Consider the following 21,233-nt stretch of genomic DNA (forward strand, 5'->3'; position numbering starts at 1 on the left):
CTCTTTCTGTGAATTCTTCTCGAGAAAACTTGGGGTGGATGAAATCGCCGGGCTCCCGTCCGTCGCCGCTGTACGGCGACGGACGGGTGCGGCTCAGACCTCTTCGACCGAGCTGGGCTCGGAGTGGGACAGGTCGATGCCGAGCTCCTCGGCTGCGCGGAAGACCTCGTCATCCGCATCGCGCATCTCGATGGTCTGGCCGTCCGCCGAGAGCACCTCGACGTTCAGGCACAGGGACTTCATCTCCTTGATCAGGACCTTGAAGGACTCGGGAACGCCCGGTTCGGGGATGTTCTCGCCCTTCACGATCGCCTCGTAGACCTTCACGCGACCGTGAACGTCGTCGGACTTGACCGTCAGGATCTCCTGCAGCGTGTACGCGGCACCGTAGGCCTCGAGAGCCCACACCTCCATCTCGCCGAAGCGCTGGCCGCCGAACTGCGCCTTACCGCCCAGCGGCTGCTGGGTGATCATGGAGTACGGGCCGGTGGAGCGGGCGTGGATCTTGTCGTCCACCAGGTGGTGCAGCTTCAGGATGTACTGGTAGCCGACCGAGATCGGGTCCGGGAACGGCTCGCCGGAGCGGCCGTCGAACAGCTGGGCCTTGCCCGTGTGGTTGATCAGGCGATCACCGTCGCGGGTGGTGTTCGAGTGGTCCAGGAGGTCGAAGATCTCGTCCTCGCGGGCGCCGTCGAACACCGGGGTGGCCACGTTGGTCTGCCCCGTGGACTTCGGGAAGTCGGTCAGGCGGTCGAGCCACTCGGGGTCGCCCTCGATCTCCCAGCCCTGCTTGGCCAGCCAGCCGGTGTGCACCTCGAGCACCTGGCCCAGGTTCATACGGCCGGGGACGCCCAGCGGGTTCAGGATCACGTCGACGGGGGTCCCGTCGGCCAGGAACGGCATGTCCTCGAGGGGCAGGATCTTGGAGATCACGCCCTTGTTGCCGTGCCGCCCGGCCAGCTTGTCGCCGTCGGTGATCTTGCGCTTCTGGGCCACGTACACGCGGACCACCTGGTTGACGCCGGCCGGCAGGTCGTCGCCGTCGTCGTCGCGGTCGAACACGCGCACGCCGATGACGGTTCCGGACTCGCCGTGGGGCACCTTCAGGGAGGTGTCGCGGACCTCGCGGGACTTCTCGCCGAAGATCGCGCGCAGCAGCCGCTCCTCCGGGGTCAGCTCGGTCTCGCCCTTCGGGGTGACCTTGCCGACCAGGATGTCGCCGTTCTGGACCTCGGCGCCGATGTGGATGATGCCTCGCTCGTCCAGCGCCGAGAGCACCTCCTCGGAGACGTTCGGGATGTCCCGGGTGATCTCCTCGGCACCGAGCTTGGTGTCGCGGGCGTCGATCTCGTGCTCCTCGATGTGGATCGAGGTCAGGACGTCGTCGGAGACCATGCGCTGGGACAGGATGATGGCGTCCTCGTAATTGAGGCCCTCCCAGGACATGTAGGCGACCAGCAGGTTCTTGCCCAGCGCCAGCTCGCCGTGGTCGGTCGAGGGGCCATCGGCGATGACCGTGCGGGTCTCGACGCGGTCGCCCTCGGAGACGATCACGCGCTGGTTGTAGGTGTTGCCCGGGTTGGACCGCACGAACTTGCCGACCGTGTACTCCTTGGTGGTGCCGTCGTCGTTGGCCACGGTCACGTGATCGGCGGCGACCTCGGTCACCACGCCCGGCTTGACGGCCAGCACGGAATCCCCGGCGTCCATCGCCGCGAAGCGCTCCATGCCGGTGCCCACCAGGGGCGCCTCGGTGACCAGCAGCGGCACGGCCTGACGCTGCATGTTGGCACCCATGAGGGCGCGGTTGGCGTCGTCGTGCTCGAGGTACGGGATCAGCGCGGTCGCCACGGAGACCATCTGACGCGGGGAGACGTCCATGAACTCGACGTCGGTGGGCTCGACCAGGACGGCCTCGCCCGAGCCGTCGGCGGCACGGGCCAGCACGGCGTCCTCGGCGAAGTGCAGGTCGCTGGTCAGCGGAGCGTTGGCCTGGGCGATCACCGCACCGCGCTCGTCGTCGGCGGTGAGGTACACGACGTCGTCGGTCACGACGCCGTCGATCACACGACGGTAGGGGGTCTCGATGAAGCCGAACGGGTTGATCCGCGCGTAGGTGGCCAGCGAGCCGATCAGGCCGATGTTGGAGCCTTCAGGGGTCTCGATCGGGCACATGCGGCCGTAGTGCGACGGGTGGACGTCACGGACCTCCATGCCGGCGCGGTCACGGGACAGACCGCCCGGGCCCAGCGCGGACAGGCGGCGCTTGTGGGTCAGCCCGGCCAGCGGGTTGTTCTGATCCATGAACTGCGACAGCTGCGAGGTGCCGAAGAACTCCTTGATCGCAGCCACCACGGGGCGGATGTTGATCAGGGTCTGCGGGGTGATCGCCTCGACGTCCTGGGTGGTCATGCGCTCGCGCACGACGCGCTCCATACGGGACAGGCCGGTGCGGATCTGGTTCTCGATCAGCTCGCCCACCGCGCGGATGCGGCGGTTGCCGAAGTGGTCGATGTCATCGACGTCGACGCTCATCTCACGGGTCTCGCCGTCGCGGACGCCCTGGATGGACTCGCCACCCGCGTGAAGGGTCACGAGGTAGCGGATCATCGCCACGATGTCCTCGATGGAGAGCACGGAGGCGTCCGGGTCGTCGAAGCCCTTGTCCAGGCCGAGCTTCCGGTTGATCTTGTAGCGGCCGACCTTGGCGAGGTCGTAGCGCTTGGGGTTGAAGTACATGTTGTCCAGCAGCTGCTGGGCGGCGTCGACCGTGGGCGGCTCGCCGGGACGCAGCTTCCGGTAGATGTCCAGCAGGGCGTCCTCGCGGGACTCCGTGGTGTCCTTCTCCAGGGTCGCGCGGATCGAGTCGAACTCGCCGAACTCCTCCAGGATCTTGGACTCGGTCCAGCCCAGGGCCTTGAGCAGGACGGTGACGGACTGCTTGCGCTTGCGGTCCAGACGCACGCCGACCTGATCGCGCTTGTCGATCTCGAGCTCGAACCACGCACCGCGGGACGGAATGATCTTCGCGGAGAAGATGTCCTTGTCCGAGTTGCGGTCCTGCCCCTTCTCGAAGTAGGCGCCCGGCGAGCGGACCAGCTGGGACACGACGACGCGCTCGGTGCCGTTGATCACGAAGGTGCCCTTGTCGGTCATGAGCGGGAAGTCGCCCATGAACACGGTCTGCTGCTTGATCTCGCCGGTCGTATTGTTCATGAACTCGGCCTTGACGTACAGCGGGGCCGAGAAGGTGGCGTCGCGGTCCTTGCATTCCTCGACCGTGTACTTGGGGTCGTAGAATTCGGGCTCCGTGAAGGACAGGGACATGGTGCCCTGGAAGTCCTCGATCGGAGAGATCTCCTCGAAGATGTCCGACAGACCCGAGGTGGTCGGCACGCCGGTCTGGCCGGTCTCCTGCGCCTGGCGCAGGCGGGCCTGCCACTTCTCGTTGCCGACCAGTCGGTCGAAGCTGTCGGTCTGGAGCGCCAGGAGGTTCGGGACCTCCAGGGGCTCGTGAATCTTTGCGAAAGAGACACGGCGGGGCACGTTGGCCCCTGCCGGGTTTGCGGTGACGGACGAATCGGTGCTCGAGGCGACCAAGATGAGATTCCTTCCACAGATCTGCAAGTGAATCGCGCGGTTCCCGTCCGATATGCCGGTTGCTACAGTCTGGTTCAGCTCGCCGCCCATGGCTCGCTGACGAGGGGAAGTTCAGGTCTGTAGGGTTCCGAAGGCGCCCACCGCTATATGAAGGCACACTGAAATCAGGGACGACGCAAAGAACCAGAATAGGCCACGAATCGCGTCGTGTCCAGTCCGGCTTCCTCCGCATTTCTCTGGTATGCCGCCGTGCGGCCCGGAGACCCCGGACGGCGAGAAGCCCCGCGCACGTAACGTGCACGGGGCTTCTCGATGACGGTCTTCAGTTCAGGCCGCCGGTGAGGTGCGGGTCAACCCGCGGAACTCACTTGAGGGTGACGGTCGCGCCGGCGCCCTCGAGCTGCTCCTTGGCCTTCTCGGCGTCCTCCTTGGAGGCACCTTCCAGAACGGCCTTGGGGGCGCTGTCGACGAGCTCCTTGGCCTCCTTCAGGCCGAGGGAGGTCAGGGCGCGCACCTCCTTGATGACGCCGATCTTCTTGTCGCCGGCAGCCTCGAGGACGACGTCGAACTCGGTCTGCTCCTCAGCAGCCTCGGCCTCGCCGGCAGGGGCGCCGGCAACGGCCACGGCGGCCGGAGCCGCAGCGGTGACGTCGAAGGTCTCCTCGAAGGCCTTCACGAACTCGGAGAGCTCGATGAGGGAGAGCTCCTTGAAAGCGTCAATCAGTTCCTCGGTGGAAAGCTTGGCCATGGTGTTGGCTCCTTCTCGATGTTGTCTCTGCACCCGCCCCTCGATCAGCAGAGGTGAGCGGGCAATCCAGATCTGGGTCTTGCGGTTTGTGGTGACGCGGTGGCGTCAGGCAGCCTCGCCGGCCTCTTCGACCTTGGCGCGCAGCGCCTCGGCCGTACGGACCGTCTTGGACAACGGGGCCTGGAACAGCGCTGCGGCCTTGGACAGCGACGCCTGTGCGGCGCCGGCGACCTTGGCCAGCAGGACCTCACGGGACTCGAGGTCCGCGAGGGTCTTGATTGCAGCCTCGTCCAGAGCGGCGCCATCCATGTAGCCGCTCTTGACGATCAGTTCCGGGTTCTCCTTGGCGAAGTCACGCAGGGACTTGGCGACGGCGACCGGGTCGCCGGAGACGAACGCGATGGCCGAGGGACCGTTGAGCTGGCCCTCGAATGCGTCGATCCCGGCTTCCTGGGCGGCGATGCCGGCCAGCGTGTTCTTCACCACGGCGTACTCGGCTTCCTCACCGAGTGCGCGGCGCAGCTGCTTGAGCTGTGCCACCGAGAGGCCGCGGTATTCGGTCAGCACAGCTGCACTGGAAGCAGCGAACTGCTCCTTGAGCTCTGCTACCGCGGCGGCCTTTTCCGGGTTCGCCATGGCACTCCTTTCCTGGTGGGCCGGTCGTATCCGCAACAAGCCAATAAAAAACGCCCTGGCAGGAGCCAGGGCGCACATCACCGTCTCGCCGGGATCGGCTAAGACGAACGAAGTCGTTCAGGACACCTGCGTTGGACGCCCTCACGGGCTCTTACGGCGGCTGTCACATCTGGATCAAGTGATCCGAGGACATGACTCACCACGACCGACGGTCTTTGGATGCCTCCACTGTAGCGGCCGGGGCAGCCGATCACAACTTGCGCTCCGTCACTGCGGGCGGATCGACGCCGGGCGCTTCAGCTCCCAGCAGGTCACTCCAGGCCCACGCGGCGCGTCCACACGGCCGAGCGGCCCAGGACCTCCGCGCCGAGGCGGCGGTTGACCCAGTTCATCCGGGCATTGCCGCTATGGGTCCAGACGTAGACGGACTCGACACTGCCGGCCTGCGCGGAGAGCTGGTCGAGATTGGCCAGCTTCTGGCGCAGCCCCAGCCGCTTGCCGCGATGCTCGCGCAGGACCACCGTCTCGTCCTGGAAGCACAACGGAGCACCGGGCCCGGGCAGCACGAGTTCCGTCATTCCCACGAGCTGTCCGGTCGGCAGGTGCTCGATGACGGTCATGAAGGAGATGTCGCCGTTCTCGGCACGCAGGGCCTCGGTCCGCCGGACGCGTTCGGCGTCCCACGGCTCGGGGTCCCACAGCCGGGGCGGCACGAACGAGTCCGAGGGGATCCTCTCGTGCAACGTGGCCATGGAGTCCAGCCATTGCTCGGGGGCCTCGCCCACCCAGGAATGGGTCCGGTAGTCACCCGCCCCGGGGTGCGCCTCGACCTCGCCCGTGAGGCGCTCGTGCTCGGAGGCGTCCATGGGAACCACGATCCGGCTGATGTCGCTCACCGTCTGCAGCTTGTACCCGAAGCGGCGGGCGAAGCGGGTCTGCCGGTTGGAGATCGGCAGTCGTCCGGAGCCGTCGGCGGCCGTGATCCAGGCATCGGAGTCGACGAACGGGAGCGCCCCGGTGGCGGAGCCGATCCGCCCGTCGCCCTGCAGATCCTGCGGCCCTGGATGCTCGGAGTTGATGATCAAGGTGCGCCGGGCCTCCGACTGCGCCACGGACTCCGCAGCCGCGAGCAGTTCCGTGCCCACTCCCCCGGTCTCGTGATCCGGGTCGACCGTCAGGAAGATCTGGGCGCTGCGGGTCTCCACGACCAGGGGCAACCGCACCTCGGCGCGGCCGACCAGTTTCCGGCCTTCGCGGGCCTCCAGCAGCACCACCCGTTCCCACGGGTCGTGGAGATCGCGGAAGATGTCGGCGGCGTCGTTGGCCAGGTCCGCGGTGCCCCAGACCGATTCGCGCGAGCGGCGCACCAGGTCCGCGATCTCGCCGAGGAGCGCCGCTGCGTCGTCGTCGAAATTCTCCGGGATGCGGACTTGCCGGATGGTGACGGGGTGGGACGGGAGCAATGCGGCGGTTTCCTTTGCGGTGCCCCTCAGCGGACTCGTCAAGGGACTCGGGATCGGGACGGAGCCGGGCACGAAGGTCATGAGGCGTGCCCTCAGCCTAGTGAGTGATGCAGGGACGGGACACGGTTCCGGCGGCTGTTTCGCGATGGGCCGTCCTCCCGCGGTGCCGGCGGACCGCCCCTACGGCCGAGGGCCCGACCATCGGATGACGGTCGGGCCCTCGACGGCACTGCGCGGTACGGACCGCGCAGTCCGGGACTGTCAGTCGACAGCGACCTCGGTGGCGTTCGGGTCGACCGGGACGCCGGGACCGAAGGTGGTCGCCACGGTCATCTTGGTCACGTAACGGCCCTTGGAGGAGGCCGGCTTGAGACGCAGGACCTCTTCCAGAGCGGCGCTGAAGTTCTCGGTCAGCTGCTTCTGGTCGAACGAGGCCTTGCCCAGGATGAAGTGGAGGTTGGAGTGCTTGTCGACGCGGAAGTCGATCTTGCCGCCCTTGATGTCCCCGACAGCCTTGGCGACGTCCATGGTCACGGTGCCGGTCTTGGGGTTCGGCATGAGGTTACGGGGGCCCAGGACCTTGCCCAGGCGACCCACCTTGCCCATCATGTCGGGGGTGGCGACGGCGGCGTCGAAATCGACCCAGCCGCCCGCGACCTTGGCGATGAGGTCGTCGGAGCCCACGAAGTCGGCACCGGCGGCTTCGGCTGCCGCTGCCTTGTCGCCCTGGGCGAAGACCACGACGCGCGCGGTCTTGCCGGTGCCGTTGGGGAGGTTCACGGTGCCGCGAACCATCTGGTCAGCCTTGCGGGGATCGACGCCCAGGCGCATGGCGACCTCGACGGTCGCGTCGGCCTTGGAGGTGTTGATCTCCTTCACGAGGGCCACGGCCTCGGCCGGGCTGTAGAACTTGCCCTCTTCGATCTTGGCGGCTGCTGCTTTGTATGCCTTGCTGCGCTTAGCCATCTGCTGTATCTCCTTGTGCAGTCGTGGTCGTTACGGACCGCGCTCGGCCCTGCCACGGGGAATGTTGTGGGGGAGGCGATCGGTGCCGGGTCAGGCCCGGATCACTCGACCTCGATGCCCATGGAACGGGCGGTACCGGCGATGATCTTGGCGCCGGCGTCGACGTCGTTCGCGTTGAGGTCTTCCTGCTTGGTGCTCGCGATCTCACGAGCCTGGTCCCAGGTGATCTTGCCGACCTTCTGGGTGTGCGGGACACCGGAGCCCTTGGTGACGCCGGCGGCCTTCTTGATCAGCTGCGCGGCGGGCGGGGTCTTGGTGACGAAGGTGAAGGAACGGTCCTCGTAGACCGTGATCTCCACGGGGATGATGTTGCCGCGCTGGGACTCGGTGGCGGCGTTGTAGGCCTTGCAGAACTCCATGATGTTGACGCCCTTCGCACCGAGTGCGGGGCCAACGGGAGGAGCCGGGTTTGCGGCTCCTGCCTGGATCTGCAGCTTGATCAGGCCAGAGACCTTCTTCTTGGGAGCCATGGTGATGGTCCTTTTCTGCTGGTTGTACCGCCGCACAGGAGCGTACGACGGCGGATGGCCGCCGTGGCGCGGCGGCCGGACGGTCCGATCCCGGGCAAAGCGGTCCCGGGACCGGACCGAAGTCTTGTGGGGCCCTGATCAGATCTTGGAGACCTGGTCGAAGGCGATGGTGACCGGGGTCTCCCGCTCGAAGATCGAGACCAGCACGACCAGCTGCTGGGACTCGACCTTGATCTCGGAGATCGTGGCCGGCAGGGTCGCGAAGGCGCCTTCCTTGACGATGACCGACTCGCCGACCTCGAAGTCGACGGTCACGGCCGGAGCCGAGGCGGCCTGGGCGGCGCCCTTCGCCGGGGAGGCCTCGCCCTCGGCGGCGGCCTGCGGGGCCTCGAACACCGGGTTGAGCATGTCGACGACCTCGTCGATCCGCAACGGCGCGGGGTTGTAGGCGTCCTGCCCCACGAAGCCGGTGACCCCGGGGGTGTGGCGCACGGCGCCCCATGAGGCGTCGGTCAGGTTCATGCGGACCAGCACGTAGCCGGGGATGCGAACGCGGCGCACGGTCTTGCGCTGCGCGTTCTTGATCTCCACGACCTCCTCCATGGGAACCTCGATCTGGAAGATGTCCTCTTCCATGTTCAAGGACTGGATCCGGGTCTCCAGGTTGGTCTTGACGCGGTTCTCGTAGCCCGCATAGGTGTGGATGACGAACCAGTCGCCTTCCTGGCGGCGCAGTTTCGCCGCGAACTCGGCGCGCGGGTCGACGGCCTCCGCCGCCTGCGCCTGCTCCGCCGGCTCTTCGACGGAAGCCGTTTCGGCCCCGTCGGCCTCGACCTGGGCAGCCTGATCGGCCGGATCAGCCTGAGGCTGATCGGCCAGGGAGTCAGCGGTCAGCTCGACGTCGTTCTCGGCCTGGTGCTCGGTCACTTCGGGTGCCCTGCTTTCCTCTGCTCTGGTGGGGCCGGCGCTCCGCGCCTGCCCACGGAAACTTCCGTTCGTGTGCGTTGACTCATCCATCGAACAGGTGCTCGCCGGATGATGACTGATCCGATGCCGCTCGTGCTCTCCGGCGGCACCGGGCGCGGGCTAGCTGGCGACCGTGCCCTCGCCGAAGACCAGCATGGCCAGCTGGCCGAAGCCCAGGTCGAGCACTGAGATCAACGCCATCATGAAGGCCACGAAGACCAAGACCACCAGGACGTACTGGACCAGCTCGCCGCGGGTGGGCGTGTGGACCTTGCGGAGCTCGCCGAGGACCTGGCGCAGGAACAGCAGGATCCGGCCGAAGAACCCGCGGGGGGCTTCGCCCGGTTCGCCTCCGGGGCGGTCGGTGGCTGTTGTCTGCGACATGGCATCTCCTCGAGGTACTGCGCGCGTCGTCCTCGGTTTCGGTCGGATGGCCGTTTCCCGTGCGGGCGCGGCTTCCAGCCTGTGGAACCCGCGCCCGCACGTCAACGGTGCGACGCAGGGCAGACAGGACTCGAACCTGCAACCTGCGGTTTTGGAGACCGCTGCGCTACCAATTGCGCCACTGCCCTTCGGATGAAGGACGATCCGTGGAGGAGTGCTCCTGCCGGGTCATCGCTTCGAACACCGGTCCAAGACCTTACCACCGCCCGATCATGCTCGATGTCGTACGTAGCGGGCATCACGGGGCTCGGGGTCCTGGCACCAGCGAATTATGCTAGGCCACTTCGCCGCGCCCCGCAATGACCCGGGCGACCACCGTGCGAGCCAGGAGGGCGCTGATACAGGGCCCGGACCACTCGTGGAACGGATAACGGTGGGTAGCATGGTGCCCACTTGCCCGCACCAGCCAAGAGCCTCGGCATGGATCAACCCCTATGGATCGTCACCGGTGGATCGTCACCGGGTCGTGTACGGGCCCCGCGAGGCCATCAGGAGGAGCAGAAGGTCATGCCCGCACCCAGCTCGCAGCGCATCTCACGCCGTATCGGGGCGATCGCCCCGTCCGCCACCCTCGCCGTGGATTCCAAGGCGAAGCAGCTCAAGGCCGCCGGTGAACCCGTCATCGGCTTCGGCGCCGGAGAGCCCGACTTCCCCACCCCCGGTTACATCGTCGAGGCAGCGGCGGAGGCACTGAAGGACCCCTCGAACTTCCGGTACTCCCCGGGAACGGGCCTGCCCGATCTGCGCCGGGCCATCGCGGAGGCCACCGCCCGGGACTCGGGCTGGGAGGTGGATCCGTCCCAGGTGATCGTGACCAACGGCGGCAAGCAGGCCGTGTACCAGGCCTTCCAGACCGTGGTGGACGACGGTGACGAGGTCCTGCTGCCCGCCCCCTACTGGACCACCTACCCGGAGGCGATCCGCCTGGCCGGCGGCGTGCCGGTGGAGGTCTTCGCGGGCCCCGAGCGCGGTTACAAGGTCACCCCGGAGATGCTCGAGGAGAAGCTCACCGAGCGCACCAAGGTCCTGCTGCTGTGCTCGCCCTCCAACCCGACGGGAGCGGTGTTCACCGCCGAGGAGATCAAGGCGATCGGTGCGTGGGCCGCGGAGAAGCACCTGATGGTGATCACCGACGAGATCTATCAGCACCTCGTCTACGACGGCCTGGAGTTCACCTCTATCGCCGGGGCCTGCCCGGAGCTCGGCGATAACGTGATCGTGCTCAACGGCGTCGCCAAGACCTACGCCATGACCGGCTGGCGGGTGGGCTGGATGATCGGCCCCGCCGATGTGGTCAAGGCCGCGGGCAACCTCCAGTCCCATCTGAGCTCCAACGTGAACAACATCGCCCAGCGCGCCGCGATCGCAGCGCTCACCGGGCCCATGGACGAGGTCGAGACGATGAAGGCGGCCTTCGACCGCCGACGCAGGACCATCGTGGAAGGCCTCAACGCGATCGAAGGCGTCGAGGTGCCCACCCCGCAGGGCGCCTTCTACGCCTACGCCGACGTCCGGGGCCTCCTCGGCAAGGACTTCGGCGGCGTCGTCCCGACCAGCTCCGCCGAGCTGGCGGAGCTGGTGCTCAACAACGCCAAGGTCGCGGTGGTGCCCGGCGAGGCCTTCGGCCCGTCCGGGTATTTCCGTCTGTCCTACGCACTGGGCGACGACGATCTGGCCGAGGGGATCGCACGCCTCCAGCAGTTCCTCGGGTCGGCGGGCTGAGCGCCGCTCGCCCGAGCACCGCTCCCCCACCCGGCAGCACCCATCACCAGCATCCCAACAGCATCGCGGAAAGGCGCATTTGATGTCCGAGAAGAGAAAAGGCCCGGAACTGACGCTCGTGGAGCAGCTGACCGACCTGTACACGGGGGCCGCCGCGGCCAACGAGCAGATCCCCACCGCCCTGACCGTCTCCGCCGGCCTGATCGGCGGCTACGGCGTGGCCCGGCTGACCGGCATACGCCCGCTGGGCGGTGCGATGCTCTTCGCCGCCGGTGCCGCGGCGGCGCATAACTGGTGGCACAAGGCGGGCCCGATCACCACGGCGACGCTGAGCACCACCTATCTCCTGGGTTTCGGGCTGTCCCACCCGCTGGCCAAGAAGATCGGCGCCTGGCCTTCGGTGCTCGCCGTCACGGGTGTCAACGCCGCCGCCGCGTGGGCCCTGGCCGACAGCCACTGAGCGGTCCCCGGGCTGCCCGCGGGCAGTCTCGCTGACGGATAGGCGGGCCTCACCTCCCGCAAGCCCCGGAGACCGCCGGGACGACGGACGGCCCCGGAAGCCGCGCGGCACTGCGCGCCTTCCGGGGCCGTTCGTCGTCGTGACGCCGCGTCAGCTCGCGGTCAGTCGTCGACCGCGTCCCTGCCGCGCCGCACGATGAGCGGGTCGGGTGCGTAGACCACGGAGTCGTCCCTGTCCTCGTAGTCGAACTGGTTGAGGAAGTAGCGCATGGCGTTCAGGCGCGCACGCTTCTTGTCGTTGGACTTGATGGTGATCCACGGCGCGTGGTCCGTGTCGGTACGGCGGAACGTCTCCTCCTTGGCCAGGGTGTAGTCGTCCCACCGGTCCAGGGAGGCCAGGTCGTTCGGGGAGAGCTTCCACCGGCGCACGGGGTCGATCTGGCGGATGGCGAACCGGGTGCGCTGTTCGTGCTGGGTGACGGAGAACCAGAACTTGGTCAGGTGGATCCCCGAGTCGACGATCATCTTCTCGAACTGCGGCGCCTGCTCCATGAAGACCTCGTACTCCTCATCGGTGCAGAAGCCCATGACCCGCTCGACGTTGCCGCGGTTGTACCAGGACCGGTCGAAGAGCACCATCTCCCCGAAGGTCGGGAAATGCTGGATGTAGCGCTGGAAGTACCACTGGCCGCGCTCGCGCTCGTTGGGGGCGTTCAGCGCCACGGTGCGGGCCGCTCGAGGATTCAGGTGCTCCGTGAAGCGCTTGATCGTGCCCCCCTTGCCGGCGGCGTCGCGGCCCTCGAACACGAGGATGTGCCTCAGGTTGTTGTCCTGGGACCAGTACTGCAGCTTGAGCAGCTCGATCTGCAGCCTGTACTTCTCGAGTTCGTAGTCCTCCCGCGACATCCGCTCTTCGTAGGGGTAGCCCTCGCGCCACGTCTCCACGGCGGATCCGCCGGGATCGATCAGGTCGGGGTCCGGGGACTGCCCCTCCTGGACGGTGTAGCCCTGTTCCACGAGCTTGTCGATGAACTCCCGGAGATTCTCGGTGGGGGCCTCAGTCATATCGACTACTCCTTAGCGGTTACCGTTGCACCCATGTGGTGCGGGACTCATTTTCACCATCCTAGTGCTCCCCGCGCAGCGGGAGGTGAACTCCGCCTGAACGACGGCGACGCCGACCCGTTACCGGCATTTCGTGCCGGGATCCGGGCGTTGCGGTCCCGGAACTCCTAGACTGGAGCCGAATCCCGGGACCTGTCCCCTCATCTCTAAGGAGCTAGCATGAAGATCGGCCTGCTGACCAGCGGCGGCGACTGCCCCGGCCTCAACGCCGTGATCCGCGGCGCCGTGCTGCACGGCATCAAGTCCTACGACTACGAGTTCGTCGGCTTCCTGGACGGGTGGCGGGGAGTCCTCGAGGGCGACATCATGGACCTGCCCCGATCCTCCGTGCGCGGCCTGGCCCGCCAGGGAGGCACCATCCTCGGCACCTCGCGCACCAACCCCTACGACGGCCCCCTCGGCGGACCGGAGAACATCAGCAAGGTGCTCGAACGCCTGGGAGTGGACGCGATCATCGCCGTCGGCGGCGAGGGGACCCTGGCGGGCGCCAAGCGGCTGTCCGACGCCGGCATTCCCGTGGTCGGCGTCCCCAAGACGATCGACAACGACCTCAAGGCCACCGACTACACCTTCGGTTTCGACACCGCCGTGCAAATCGCCACCGATGCCATGGACCGCCTGCGGACCACCGGCGACTCCCACCATCGCTGCATGGTCGCGGAGGTCATGGGACGGCACGTCGGCTGGATCGCGCTGCACTCGGGCATGTCCGCCGGCGCCCACGCCGTGCTGATTCCCGAGCGGAAGATCTCGATGGAGCAGGTCGCGGCCTGGGTCTCCGAGGTGCACGAGCGCGGCCGCTCGCCCCTGGTCGTCGTCGCCGAGGGCTTCATCCCCGAGGGCTTCGACGACGTCCTGCACGAGAAGGGCGTAGAGAAGGACGGCCGTCCGCGGCTGGGCGGGATCGGCGAGTACGTCACCCAGGAGATCGAGCGCCTGACCGGCATCGAGACCCGCAACACGACGCTGGGGCACATCCAGCGCGGAGGCGCCCCCACGGGCTTCGACCGCGTGCTGGCCACCCGGTTCGGCCTCAACGCCGTGAACCTGTGCCGCGAAGGCGCCTGGGGCAAGATGGTCGCCCTGCGCGGCACGGACGTGATCAGCGTGGACTTCGCCGAGGCCCTCGACGGTCTCAAGACCGTTCCCGAGGCCCGCTACGACGAGGCCCGGATCCTCTTCGGCCGCTGATCCCCGGTTCCGGCCCCGGCCGGGTGCCCGGCTGAACGCCGTTCCCTGAGGACATCTTCCTCGGGGCTCCGGTGGCAGCCGGGCACTCTGCTCGGCGGCGGGGTGGAGTCAGCGGCGGTCCCGGGGAGCCCGTAGGAACCCCTTCTCGCGTTGCACGGCGCTGCCCGCCTCGGGAGGTACGACCACCGTCTGGGCCGCGGCCCACCGCTCTTCCCGCTGTCCGTCGACGGCAGCCGGATCCTGTCCCTCGGCCGCATCGTCCCTCGTGCTGCGCACGACCAGGTCCGCGGCGGGATCCACCGACCGCTTGAGCACGGCCAGGGCGATGGGGCCCGCCTCGTAGTGCATCTGCGCCGCCGTCACCCGGCCCACCACCCGGTCGCCGGCCAGCACCTCCGCACCCGCAGGGGGCACGGTGTGCTCGGAGCCGTCCAGGTCCAGGAAGGTCAGCCGGCGGGGCGGATGCCCCAGGTTGTGCACCCGGGCGATGGTCTCCTGCCCCTTGTAGCAGCCTTTCTCCAGGTGGACGGCCGTGCGCAACCAGTCGAGCTCATGGGGGACGCTCCGCTCGTCGGCGTCCACCCCCGCCCGGGGACGCCAGGCTTCGATCCGCAGGGCCTCTGCCGCCCAGGAGCCCGCGAGTCCCAGGCCGTCAGCCGCCGGGCCCGTGAGCGCGTCCGACAGGTCCGCGCGCCGGATCAGGATCTCGGACCACCGTCGCTGCGCAGCGGGGTGGCCATCCTGGATTCCGTAGGCCCACCCGCCGTGCGTCACGCCCGGCCAGGGGTCCTTCCAGATGAGCGGCAGCCCGGAGTCGGCATCGGTTCCGGTGCCCGGCTCGAGCCCGCAGGCCAGTTCCGCCGAGGCGGACCGGAGGTGCTCGGGAACCTCGACGGCGCCGATCACCGCGATGTCCTCCGACCGGTCGGCCACCTCGACGCGCAGCGCGAAGCGCATGCTCTCCAGCCACGAGCGCAGCGACTCGGTCTCGGAAGCCTCCGTGACCAGATAGGTCCGCGTCCCGTCGTCGAAGACATGGGGGGCGGACTCGATCCGGCCCTGGACGGAGAGGAACAGCGTCTCCGAGCTGTCTCCGGGGACCAGGCTGGTGAGCACCTGGGAGCTCAAGGTCGTGAGCCAGCTCAGCCGGTCGGGCCCGTCGACGGTCAGCACGCCTTTATGCGAGAGGTCGACCACCGCGGTGCCCTCGGCGAGCGCGCGCTGCTCCCGCAGCGGGTCCCCGTAGTGGGCGGCGGTGCCGGCATCGGGCCCGGCCGCTTCCACGGCGCCGGCGGCCTCCTCCAGCAGCGGCGAATGATAGGCGGCCCCTGCCACGTCGATCAGCCCTTCTTCTTGAGCTCGGCGGAGGCGTGGGTGGCCAGGGAATGGCCGTCCGCGGCCATGTCCCATGCCCAGAACAGCTCGCCGTTGACCAGGCCGTACATCCGGGTGGCCGCGGCGTAGGGCTTCGCCCCGGCCGAGCGCAGCACGGCGTCGGTGCCGAGCTGGATCCTGGGGCCGTTGATCTCCCCCACGTAGAGCTCGCAGATGCCGCCGGGCCGGTTGATCGTGGCCAGGACCGGGAACCCGCCGCTGTCCGTGCGCAGCCGTTCCACGCCTTCCGCGTCCCGCACGACGGGGACGACGTCGGGAGGGAGGATCCCCGGGCCCATGTCGCCGTCCTCGAACCTGCGGTCCAGCTGCCAGAAGCCGTGTTCCACGGCCGCCAGGCGCGACGGGAGGCCGTCGTCGTCGATCAGGTGGGTCTCGGCCCGGTACTCGAGGAACGGGAGCCCGTGATGGGCGAAGTGCACGTGCTGGCGGAAGGGCCGCTGTTCTACGTCGTCGTAGCCCAGGAAGCCATCGCCTTCCCATTCACCCAGGAGCCAGGCGAACGGTACGAGTTCGGGGGTGAGATCCGAGGGGATTTCGATGGGCACGGTTACTTCTGGCCCTTGAAAAGGCCCTTCAGGACGACGCCGGCGATCCCGGCGATGCACAGGGTGGCCAGGACGAGCAGGACCAGGAAGAAGATCTCGAGAGCAAGCATGGCCTCAAGCTACCACGAGGCCCACGATCTGGGAGGTGACCAGGACGGCGGGACCCAGCAGCGCCACGGGGGTCACCCCCAGTGACAGGGCACCTCTCCGGGGGCCCTCCTTGGGCGCCGATGCGATGAGCCGGGCACCGATCACGCCGATGACGAGGAAGCTCACCGCCCCGGAGATCAGGACCGGCGCCACCGGCGACCGGCCGAGGTCGTGCAGGTACTGGGAGAGCGCGATCCATCCCGAGCTGGAGACCACGGCCAGCACGGCCACCACGGAGGAGATCGTGGATTCGAGACGGTAGCGGGCGCCTTCCCCCCGGACGAGCTCGGCGATGAAGATCGCGATCAGCGCCATGCCCACGATGGCCGGGAGCCACACGAGCCGCTGGTCGGGCTGCCACCAGGAGAGCATCGCGGCCAGGACGCCGCTGGTCAGGATGATGACGTTGTGACGGTAGCGGGCGCGGATGCCCACCGCCGAGGACCATCCGGATCCGATCACCACGCTCATGGCGATCACCACCACCACGGGGGCGGGACCGCCCATCGCGGCGGCGGCCAGGGCGATGATCAAGGCCATGATCGAGATGACGATGATCTGGAGATAACGCATGTGGTGGTTCCTGGCTCGCATTCATCGGGGCACCGCGGCTGCTGCCGCATCACATCGGCAAAACACCGGGCGGGCCGGTACGGGTGCTGGGGTATTCTCTGGACCGTGAGCCCCACGATAGCGGGCTAGATCACTTTCCGGCCCATTCACCGCGAGCCCGGTGCGTGCACATCCTCGCAATGCGCCAGAAACACGGGGACCTATAATTCACAGCAGACCGCATGCGTCTGTCCGCACCGTCCACCGGACGGACGTTTCGCTCGTGTCACGCTCCTGCGACGGCCACGTGCCGGTCGGGGGTCAGCGCAGCACACGTGTGTCAGTGACGGACGACAGGAGTTAACCGGTTGATCGAGATCCTCATGCTCACAGACGCAACCGGACCCTCCACCTCCGTGTTGCCGGCCCTGGACCTGCTCAACCACCGCGTGGCGGTCCAGCCCACCCGGTTCGTCTCGGGCGCGGTGGACGCCGTGGACGCGGATCTGGTGATCATCGACGGCCGCCGCGATCTGATCTCGGCGAGGAACCTCGCTCAGCTCCTGCGCGGCAAAGGACTCGAGGCCGCCGTGCTGATGGTGCTCACCGAAGGCGGCATGGCGGCGGTGGCCTCCACCTGGATGGTCGATGACGTCGTCCTGGACTCCGCGGGCCCGGCAGAGGTCGAGGCCCGGCTGCGGCTGGCGGCGGCCCGGACCGCGACCGTCGACGACGAGGACGACCCCCGGATCCACGCCGGTGCGGTGATCATCGACGAGGCCGCCTACTCCGCCCATGTGGGCGGAGAGGCCCTGAACCTGACCTACAAGGAGTTCGAGCTGCTGAAGTTCCTGGCCCAGAACCAGGGTCGGGTCTTCACCCGCGCGCAACTGCTCTCCGAGGTTTGGGGTTACGACTACTACGGTGGCACTAGAACTGTCGATGTCCACGTTCGTCGTCTGCGCTCCAAACTGGGTGCCGACCACGAGCAGATGATCACCACAGTGCGCAACGTGGGCTACAGCCTCGCCGCCGAGCGTTCCTCCGAGCGCCGTTTCGCCGGCGAGTCCTGAGCACGGCCCCTGGGTTGCGCACGGGAAAGCGAGGAACCGTGCCCCAGGAAGAGCCCTCTCCGTCCCAGGTCCCGGCTGCAGCCGATCCGAAGGAGCCCACGATCGCCAAGCTGCGGGCCGGTGCCGAGACCGCCCGGCGCGTGCAGGAACTCGCCAGGGCCGCCGAGGCGGAGGACGGCGATCCTCCTTTCTCCGACCAGACCCTGGTGGAGCTCCGTTCGGCACGGCAGCAGGTCACGGTCCTGGGCGCGGCTCATCCGGAGGGCGAGCACGCACCGCTGGTGGCCGCCGCGGTCCTGGTGCGTCCCGGCGACGGCTCCCCTGCCCTGCTCGAGGCGGTCGTGGCGCCGGAGGCGCGGGGTCTGGGACTGGGCCGCGGCGTGATCCGGCAGGCCCTGGAGACCGTCGACGGCCCGGTGGACGCCTGGGCCCACGGAGATCATGCCGCGGCCCGTGCCCTGGCCGCCTCCCTGGGCTTCACCCCCGCCCGGGAACTGCACCGCCTGCTCCGTCCCCTCGCAGGGGTGAGCCGGGAACTGCCCGTACGGTTGCCGGAGGGCATCGGACTGCGGTCCTTCGAAACCGGCCAGGACGAAAGCGCCTGGCTCGAGGTCAACGCGGCCGCCTTCGCCGATCACCCGGAGCAGGGCCGGATGACCCTGGCGGACCTCCAGGAGCGGCAGGCCGAGGACTGGTTCGATCCCCGGGGGTTCCTGATCGCCCATCCCCTGGAGGACCCCCGTGACATCGCGGGCTTCCACTGGACCAAGATCCACCCGGCCACGGCCCACGACCCCGCTCGCGGCGAGGTCCACGTGGTCGGCGTCGCCCCCGGTTACCAGGGCAGGGGGCTGGGCAAGGCGCTGACCGTCGCGGGGCTGCACTACCTGGCCGAGCAGGGCCTGGGCGAGGTGCTGCTGTACGTGGACGGCGACAACCGGCCCGCAATGAGCCTCTACCGGTCCATCGGGTTCGAGCCCTGGCACCTGGACGTGATGTTCAGCCGCCGCTGACGGCGGGGCGCAGTCCGTCACCTCACCGGCGGACCGGCCGTTCGGGTTAGCATGTCCTCGCCCAGGGATATCGGACCGCCGTCGTCGGTGGTCGCCCGTCCCGTGAACGATGCCGTCCATCCCGTTCACACCAGTAGGTCTGCGACGAAAGGAAGCCGGGAACCCTATGGCCAGAACTGCCTACCGCACCTCGGCGCAGGTCCCCGACTCCGCCCCGGACGTCCGCGCAGCGGGTTGCCTGTGCTGGCGCCCGTCCAGCGGCGGCGGGATCGAGGTCCTGGTGATCCACAGGCCGCGCTACGACGACTGGTCCTGGCCCAAGGGCAAGCTCGAGGCCGAGGAGACCCTGCCCGAGGCCGCCTACCGCGAGGTGCACGAGGAAGTGGGCCTGAAGGTCCGGCTGGGGGCGCCGCTGCCCGTGATGTCCTACAAGGTCAAGTGCGGGATGAAGCACGTCTACTACTGGACCGCGGAGATCTCGCCCTTCAGCGAGGCCCGTGCCGACGGCAAGGAGGTCGACGAGCTGCGGTGGGTCACCCCGGAGCGGGCCGTGCGGATGCTCAGCAACACCTCCGACCTGGTGCCGTTGCGGAGGCTGGTCGAGCTCCACAACGCGGGAGACCTCGCGGTGCGCCCGGCGATCGTCGTGCGGCACGCCAAGGCCAAGCCGCGTTCGTCGTGGTCCCGGGCGGAGGGCGACCGGCCCCTCGCCGCCACGGGCAAGCGGCAGGCACTCGCCGTGACCCGGCTGCTCACGTCGTGGTCACCGGAGCGGGTGCTGTCCTCGCCCTGGCTGCGCTGCCTGTCCACGGTGACCCCGTACGCCAAGAACGCTGGCCTGAAGGTCAAGGAGCGGCCCGCGCTCACGGAAGCGGCCCACAAGCGCAGCCCGAAGAAGGCCGCTGCCGTGGTGGAGACCCTCTTCGACAAGGACCGGCCGGTGGTCCTCTGCACGCACCGGCCCGTGCTGCCCACCGTCCTGAAGGTCCTGGGGCGGCACATGCCTGCCGACATGCGCTCACTGCTGCCGGAAGAAGACCCCTATCTCGCCCCGGGCGAGCTGATCGTCCTGCAGGTCTCCCGCAGGCACCGTCACCGCGTGGTCTCGGCGGAGATCGTCAGACCCTTCGATTCCTGACCCGCACCCGGGGTCCCCGCCGGAGCGCGTTCCGCTCTCCGCCCGCCCACGTCCCACGCCGCCCGAGGAGCAACCCTTGATCCCCACACCGTACGAGGACCTGCTGCGCGAAGTGGCCGCCACCGGGACCCGCAAGTCCGACCGCACGGGCACCGGGACCCGCTCGGTGTTCGGCCGCCAGCTCCGCTACGACCTCTCCGAGTCCTTCCCCCTGCTGACCACCAAGCGCGTGCACTTCAGGTCGGTCGCGCTCGAGCTCCTGTGGTTCCTCCGGGGCTCTTCCAACGTGCGCTGGCTGCAGGAGCGCGGCGTCAGCATCTGGGACGAGTGGGCCGACGACGACGGCGAGCTCGGACCGGTCTACGGCGTCCAGTGGCGCTCCTGGCCGGCCCCGGACGGCCGGACCGTGGACCAGATCGCCAATGTGGTGGAGCAGATCCGCGTCAACCCCGATTCGCGGCGCCACATCGTCACCGCCTGGAATCCCGCCGAGGTCGACGACATGGCGCTGCCGCCGTGCCATGCGCTGTTCCAGTTCTGGGTCCAGCCGCAGGAGGAGGGGCCGTCCAGGCTCTCCTGCCAGCTCTATCAGCGGTCCGCCGACATGTTCCTGGGCGTGCCGTTCAACATCGCCTCCTACGCCCTGCTGACGCTGATGGTCGCCCAGCAGACGGACCTGCTCCCCGGTGAGTTCATCTGGACCGGCGGGGACGTGCACGTCTACGACAACCACCAGGAACAGGTGGCCGAGCAGCTCTCCCGCGAGCCGTACCCGTACCCGCAGGTGCGATTCGCCCGCAGACCCGACTCGATCTTCGACTACCGGTTCGAGGACATCGAGCTGGCGGGCTACCGGCACCACCCGGGCATCAAGGCACCGGTCGCCGTATGAGCCCTCAGCGGATCGCGGCCATCTGGGCGCAGACCCGGGACGGCGTGATCGGCCGCGACGGGACCATGCCGTGGCATGTCCCCGAGGACTTCGCGCATTTCAAGGCCGAGACCGAGGGCCATCCCGTGATCATGGGACGCCGCACCTGGGAGTCCTTCCCGGCGAGGTTCCGGCCTCTGCCGGGCCGGACGAACATCGTGATCACCTCCCGCCCCTCGAGCGTCGAGACCGGCCCCGCGGCCGGCGCGGACTCCACCGCGGCTGCGGCCGGGGAGCCGGCCACCAGCGTCGTGGTCGCCGGTTCCTACCACCAGGCCGTGGCCCTCGCGGCCGACGCGCCCGGCGGCGAGCTGACCTGGGTGATCGGCGGTGGCCGGCTCTACCGCCAGGCGATCGAGGATCCGCGCCATCCCGTGACCCGGGCCGTGATCTCCCTCCTGGACCTGGAGACGGACGGCGACACCCGCGCCCCCGAGCTCGGCCCCGGCTGGCACCTGGCGGATGACGGCGAACCGCGCTCCTCGCGCACGGGCATCGGCTGGCGGGTGCAGGTCTGGCAGCGAAGCGGCCCGCACCACGACTAGAAGCACCGGAACCGGCTAGAGTCGGATGCATCACATCCGCC

The 21,233-nt window shown here is 68.6% G+C and carries 20 protein-coding genes and 1 tRNA gene; 8 read left to right on the top strand and 13 right to left on the bottom strand.

Annotated elements, in window-relative coordinates; all coding sequences use genetic code 11:
- Positions 1-93: 93 nt before the first annotated feature.
- From rpoB to FCK90_RS02090, 9 genes are all read right to left on the bottom strand, one after another.
- On the bottom strand, positions 94-3,600 hold the full coding sequence (gene rpoB, locus FCK90_RS02050; RefSeq protein WP_158032647.1) for a DNA-directed RNA polymerase subunit beta: 3,507 nt from the start codon (positions 3,598-3,600) through the stop codon (positions 94-96).
- A gap of 364 nt (positions 3,601-3,964) precedes the next feature.
- Positions 3,965-4,348, bottom strand: coding sequence for a 50S ribosomal protein L7/L12 (rplL, locus tag FCK90_RS02055; RefSeq protein WP_158032648.1), 384 nt, complete (start codon positions 4,346-4,348; stop codon positions 3,965-3,967).
- Between the two features lie 105 nt (positions 4,349-4,453).
- A complete protein-coding gene (rplJ, locus tag FCK90_RS02060; RefSeq protein WP_158032649.1) occupies positions 4,454-4,984 on the bottom strand; it encodes a 50S ribosomal protein L10 in 531 nt (176 codons plus the stop codon).
- A gap of 311 nt (positions 4,985-5,295) precedes the next feature.
- A complete protein-coding gene (locus FCK90_RS02065; protein WP_246179908.1) occupies positions 5,296-6,447 on the bottom strand; it encodes a GNAT family N-acetyltransferase in 1,152 nt (383 codons plus the stop codon).
- A gap of 261 nt (positions 6,448-6,708) precedes the next feature.
- Complete coding sequence (gene rplA, locus FCK90_RS02070; RefSeq protein ID WP_158032651.1) at positions 6,709-7,413, bottom strand: 50S ribosomal protein L1; 705 nt, start codon at positions 7,411-7,413, stop codon at positions 6,709-6,711.
- A gap of 101 nt (positions 7,414-7,514) precedes the next feature.
- Complete coding sequence (gene rplK, locus FCK90_RS02075; protein ID WP_158032652.1) at positions 7,515-7,943, bottom strand: 50S ribosomal protein L11; 429 nt, start codon at positions 7,941-7,943, stop codon at positions 7,515-7,517.
- Positions 7,944-8,081: 138 nt separating this feature from the next.
- Positions 8,082-8,870, bottom strand: a complete 789-nt coding sequence (nusG, locus tag FCK90_RS02080; protein WP_158032653.1) for a transcription termination/antitermination protein NusG — start codon at positions 8,868-8,870, stop codon at positions 8,082-8,084.
- 159 nt (positions 8,871-9,029) lie between these two features.
- Positions 9,030-9,293 carry a preprotein translocase subunit SecE gene (secE, locus tag FCK90_RS02085; protein WP_158032654.1) on the bottom strand — a complete coding sequence of 88 codons (264 nt, stop codon included), beginning with the start codon at positions 9,291-9,293 and terminating at the stop codon, positions 9,030-9,032.
- A gap of 115 nt (positions 9,294-9,408) precedes the next feature.
- A tRNA-Trp gene (locus tag FCK90_RS02090) sits at positions 9,409-9,481 on the bottom strand.
- Between the two features lie 379 nt (positions 9,482-9,860).
- On the opposite strand from FCK90_RS02090, the gene FCK90_RS02095 reads away from it, so the two are divergent.
- Together FCK90_RS02095 and FCK90_RS02100 are read left to right on the top strand one after the other, a co-directional pair.
- Positions 9,861-11,075 (top strand): pyridoxal phosphate-dependent aminotransferase, encoded by a 1,215-nt coding sequence (locus FCK90_RS02095; RefSeq protein ID WP_158032655.1) that lies wholly within the window; start codon positions 9,861-9,863, stop codon positions 11,073-11,075.
- Positions 11,076-11,157: 82 nt separating this feature from the next.
- Positions 11,158-11,535, top strand: coding sequence for a hypothetical protein (locus FCK90_RS02100; protein WP_246179910.1), 378 nt, complete (start codon positions 11,158-11,160; stop codon positions 11,533-11,535).
- A gap of 161 nt (positions 11,536-11,696) precedes the next feature.
- Here FCK90_RS02100 and ppk2 read toward each other — a convergent pair whose 3' ends face one another.
- A complete protein-coding gene (gene ppk2 / locus FCK90_RS02105) occupies positions 11,697-12,599 on the bottom strand; it encodes a polyphosphate kinase 2 (protein ID WP_158032656.1) in 903 nt (300 codons plus the stop codon).
- A 219-nt stretch (positions 12,600-12,818) separates the two neighbouring features.
- On the opposite strand from ppk2, the gene FCK90_RS02110 reads away from it, so the two are divergent.
- Complete coding sequence (locus tag FCK90_RS02110; protein ID WP_158032657.1) at positions 12,819-13,850, top strand: 6-phosphofructokinase; 1,032 nt, start codon at positions 12,819-12,821, stop codon at positions 13,848-13,850.
- 108 nt (positions 13,851-13,958) lie between these two features.
- Here the strand turns inward: FCK90_RS02110 and ygfZ are convergent, their stop codons facing one another.
- From ygfZ to FCK90_RS02125, 3 genes are all read right to left on the bottom strand, one after another.
- Positions 13,959-15,194 (bottom strand): CAF17-like 4Fe-4S cluster assembly/insertion protein YgfZ, encoded by a 1,236-nt coding sequence (gene ygfZ / locus FCK90_RS02115; protein WP_425481680.1) that lies wholly within the window; start codon positions 15,192-15,194, stop codon positions 13,959-13,961.
- Positions 15,191-15,790, bottom strand: a complete 600-nt coding sequence (locus FCK90_RS02120; protein ID WP_158032659.1) for a heme-binding beta-barrel domain-containing protein — start codon at positions 15,788-15,790, stop codon at positions 15,191-15,193. The genes ygfZ and FCK90_RS02120 overlap by 4 nt, the downstream gene beginning before the upstream one ends.
- A gap of 114 nt (positions 15,791-15,904) precedes the next feature.
- A complete protein-coding gene (locus FCK90_RS02125) occupies positions 15,905-16,513 on the bottom strand; it encodes a hypothetical protein (protein WP_158032660.1) in 609 nt (202 codons plus the stop codon).
- Positions 16,514-16,860: 347 nt separating this feature from the next.
- Between FCK90_RS02125 and FCK90_RS02130 the strand changes: the two genes are divergently transcribed.
- From FCK90_RS02130 to FCK90_RS02150, 5 genes are all read left to right on the top strand, one after another.
- A complete protein-coding gene (locus tag FCK90_RS02130) occupies positions 16,861-17,565 on the top strand; it encodes a response regulator transcription factor (RefSeq protein ID WP_158032661.1) in 705 nt (234 codons plus the stop codon).
- 38 nt (positions 17,566-17,603) lie between these two features.
- The gene (gene mshD, locus FCK90_RS02135) at positions 17,604-18,578 is read left to right on the top strand and encodes a mycothiol synthase (RefSeq protein WP_246179912.1); all 975 of its coding nucleotides are present in this window, start codon (positions 17,604-17,606) and stop codon (positions 18,576-18,578) included.
- Positions 18,579-18,744: 166 nt separating this feature from the next.
- Positions 18,745-19,716, top strand: a complete 972-nt coding sequence (locus FCK90_RS02140; protein ID WP_158032662.1) for an NUDIX hydrolase — start codon at positions 18,745-18,747, stop codon at positions 19,714-19,716.
- Between the two features lie 76 nt (positions 19,717-19,792).
- The gene (locus FCK90_RS02145) at positions 19,793-20,608 is read left to right on the top strand and encodes a thymidylate synthase (protein WP_158032663.1); all 816 of its coding nucleotides are present in this window, start codon (positions 19,793-19,795) and stop codon (positions 20,606-20,608) included.
- A complete protein-coding gene (locus tag FCK90_RS02150) occupies positions 20,605-21,192 on the top strand; it encodes a dihydrofolate reductase (protein WP_158032664.1) in 588 nt (195 codons plus the stop codon). Before FCK90_RS02145 ends, FCK90_RS02150 begins: the two co-directional genes overlap by 4 nt.
- Positions 21,193-21,233 lie beyond the last annotated feature (41 nt).

This window comes from Kocuria coralli, assembly GCF_008831305.1.
Lineage (GTDB): Bacteria > Actinomycetota > Actinomycetes > Actinomycetales > Micrococcaceae > Kocuria > Kocuria coralli.